This is a genomic window from Marivita sp., assembly GCF_051251565.1.
Taxonomy (GTDB): Bacteria; Pseudomonadota; Alphaproteobacteria; order Rhodobacterales; family Rhodobacteraceae; genus Marivita.
On sequence record NZ_JBPOFB010000049.1, the window covers coordinates 1 to 3261 of the forward strand.

Below are 3261 nucleotides of genomic sequence, written 5' to 3' on the forward strand. Positions count from 1 at the left end.
GTCTAGCAGGCGCCATCGTCGCACTTCCCGCTATGGCGCAGGCGCAGACATCCTATCCCGCTCCGATGAGCCAGTCAGAAGTGGAATCACTCCCGCCTGAATATCGCACCGGTCCAGCGGTAGAGAATTACACCGAAACCACCGTCGATGAATATGGTGTTGAGACAGTGACCCGCACGCGCCGCATTGAATCGCGCGGGCCGTATACTGATGCAGAGCACACTGGCGATTATGCCCCGCACTATGATCAGGGCTACGCACCCCAATATGCACCGGCAAGCTACGCACCAGCGACCAGCGTGTTTGAGCGTGAGCAATGGATCGATGAATGCGAACACCGCACCAATGGCAGCAGCGGCAACGAAAAAGGCGGCATTATTGGCGGCCTGCTCGGCGCGATTGCTGGCGGTATCATCGGCAACCGTGTTTCAGATGCTGAGCGGCTTGGCGGAACACTGATCGGTGCAGGCGTGGGCGGATTGGGCGGTCTTTTGATCGGCAGCCTGATCGGCAATGGACGCGATGATCGCGGTGATTATGACTGCGAGGCGGCGCTCGACAGCTATTTGTCGCAATATGGCTATCCCGGTGCGGTTCCAGTGACCCGCGTTGCAGCGCGCACTATTCCCGCCCCGCAATATGCCCCCCAATATGCGCCGGCCCCGCAGCATTATGGCTACGCCTATGCTCCGCAATATCAATACACCTACGCGCCTCCACAGCAGGTCGTTTATGTGCCTGTTCGCTATGAGCAGCAGCAGCGTGTGATCGTGCGGGAAACTGTGCGCGAAGAGACTGTTCCGGTTGCAGCTCGCTCAATTCCTGCACCAGCACCGCGCCCCGCACCGGCACCTGTGCCCGCGCCGCGCTATGAACCGCGCTACGTCAAAGGCAACTGATCGGCCTGCTGTCGCAGATGTGGGCTGGGCTAATTAGTCCGGCCCAACAGCCGCAATCACCGGTGCTCCGCCCGGCGGCGCTTCAGGCCTTTGCTCTGGCACAAGCCTGATCGTGCCAAACCGGATGACATCCTCAGATCGGTTGAGCGTAAAGGCGCTTCGCCCATCTCCCAGGCTCAGCGATTGCGCGACTTCCAGCGTTCTCGCCGCATCGTCACCGACGCGCAGGCGATATTCACCGTAGGGAACGCGCTGGAACAGGAAGAACCCGTCAAACTCACTGATTGTTTCTGCCACCACGGCGCCGCGATTATTGATCAGCTCCAACTTTACGCCGGGCTGTTCAAGGCCTGACGGATTGCGGATAGACCCCTCGACTTCGCCCGTGGGTGAAATGGCCAATTCGATCTGAGCCACCACGCCGGGGCGCGGGGTCACAACAATGCCCTTGCTCGAAGGAGCGAGGAATGGATCTTCGAGCGATGATTCGTCGATCCCCACCAATACCGGGCGGAATGGACGCAGATCATCGACGATCGCGCGGCCATTCTCTCCGGTGATCGCGTCGGTGCTGCGCAATCCGGCCTCCACCAGAACATCAGGCAGTAATGCCTCACCCGGATCACGGCGACCATTGCCATCATCATCGCGGAACACCGTCACTGCGGCCTGTCCGCTGCGGGCAAGTTTGTTGTTGGTGACACGCACACCGCCCGAAACCGGATCAGGGCCGAGGCTAAAGGCGAGCTGCACGGCCGCACCGACACCGCCGCGCGATGTCACAAATGCATCGCCTCGCAGTGAAAACTCCTCAAACCGCCGGGTATAGCCAGCCGTCAGACGGAATTCGTCGGTGCTCGCATTGTAATCGAGCTGTCCCTGTAATTCCGCGTCCTCACCCAGATCGGTATCCACGCGCACAGTCGCGCTTTCGAGGCCCGCATCGGCGCCATTCGTCAGGAATGTCGCATTACCCCGCACGCGGAAGTCACTGAACCGCGCATTGGCGAGCATCCTGATGCGCGTGTCTGATCGCGCTGGTGTAAGCGCACCAGCGGTCCGATCCTGATGACTAAGCTGCGCGGAAAGCGCAAAACGCCCCGCCGTGATCGATGTCGTCATTAGCAATTCGTTAACTTCTGACCCGTCTTTCAGCTTGGAATGCGAAACATCGGCCTGCAGCGGCAGCGAGAAATTGCCCAGACTAAGCGAAGTGTCGAAATTGAAGCCTGCGCGGTAATCAACATTACCTTCAGCGAACTCACTTGTGAAATTACCGAATGAAACCAATGCATTAGCTCCAAAGTTAAAGCGTCCAATGCGCCCAAGCGTGTTCGCTTCGGCGACCGCACCGGCCCCGAATTCATGTGCAGCGGTCAGTTCGAGAGCCATAGCCCCGAATGTACGCACCACCGCGCCCTCCACATATCTGCGGCGGGCACCATCAAAGTATAGGCTTTGCACGCCAAGCGCGGCGCTGGTCCTCTGATCAAGGCCGCGTTCTACGCCTACCCCCCATCGCCAGGCCTCTGGGCCAGTCTGCAAACCATTGCCGAGATCGATCAGATCGCGGTTGTCCTGCAATATCCCGGCCCAATAATAGGTTTCACCAGGCTCGATCTGGTTGAAGCCGACCGGCACCGACGTTTTGTCGCGCCTGATCTGCCCCTGCGGGCCGTAAAGCACGACTTCGAGCTCATTACGGCCAAAGAACAATTCGATGTCCAAGAATTCATACCGGCCATCGCCGCGGTCATCCTGAAACGCGAGTAATTGGCCGTTGCGATACAGCTCTGCATCCCACCCGGCGGGCAGAGTGCCGCGCAAAGTGGTGGTTGAGAAGCGCGATGCCTGCCCGAGCGGCCTGTTGCTGACGAAAGCACCGCGCCCAATGGCGGTTTGCCCAGTCAAACGGCCCGGCAACGTCTCCACGTCACCGATAGCAACCTGTGTGGCATCCAATGGCCCCAGCAAGCCGCCCTCTGGCGCATTGCGGAACGCGCGGAAGCGCACGGTTTGCGGAATTAACTCATCATCGGTGGCGATACGCGCGAAATAGCTGGTGCCCAGCGCCTCTCCGGCAGCATAAAGCTCAACGCGGCCCTCGACCCCGTCGCTACCGCCCTGCCCAGCCTGCACACCTGTTCGTGCGACTATGTCGACCGAAGGGGTACGCCAGGCGCGATATTCCATATCGGCGCTCGGATATTGTGACAGATCGAACTGTGCTGGCCGTGTGCGAAGTCGCGCGGCGCGACTTCTGCGCTCAATCGCCTGCATAAACGGCAGTTCTTCGTCGGATTCGAGCCGAATGATCGCATTGTAGAGATCGGGGCGGAAATCAATTCCGAACCACTGCGAC

2 protein-coding genes are annotated in these 3261 nt (G+C 59.8%); one reads left to right on the forward strand and one right to left on the reverse strand.

Annotated elements, in window-relative coordinates; genetic code table 11:
* The coding region (locus ACSHXH_RS19110) for a glycine zipper 2TM domain-containing protein (RefSeq protein WP_435673391.1) at positions 1-899 on the forward strand (899 nt) is incomplete at its 5' end.
* Between the two features lie 33 nt (positions 900-932).
* Here the strand turns inward: ACSHXH_RS19110 and ACSHXH_RS19115 are convergent.
* On the reverse strand, positions 933-3261 hold a 2329-nt coding region (locus ACSHXH_RS19115; protein ID WP_435673392.1), incomplete at its 5' end, for a hypothetical protein.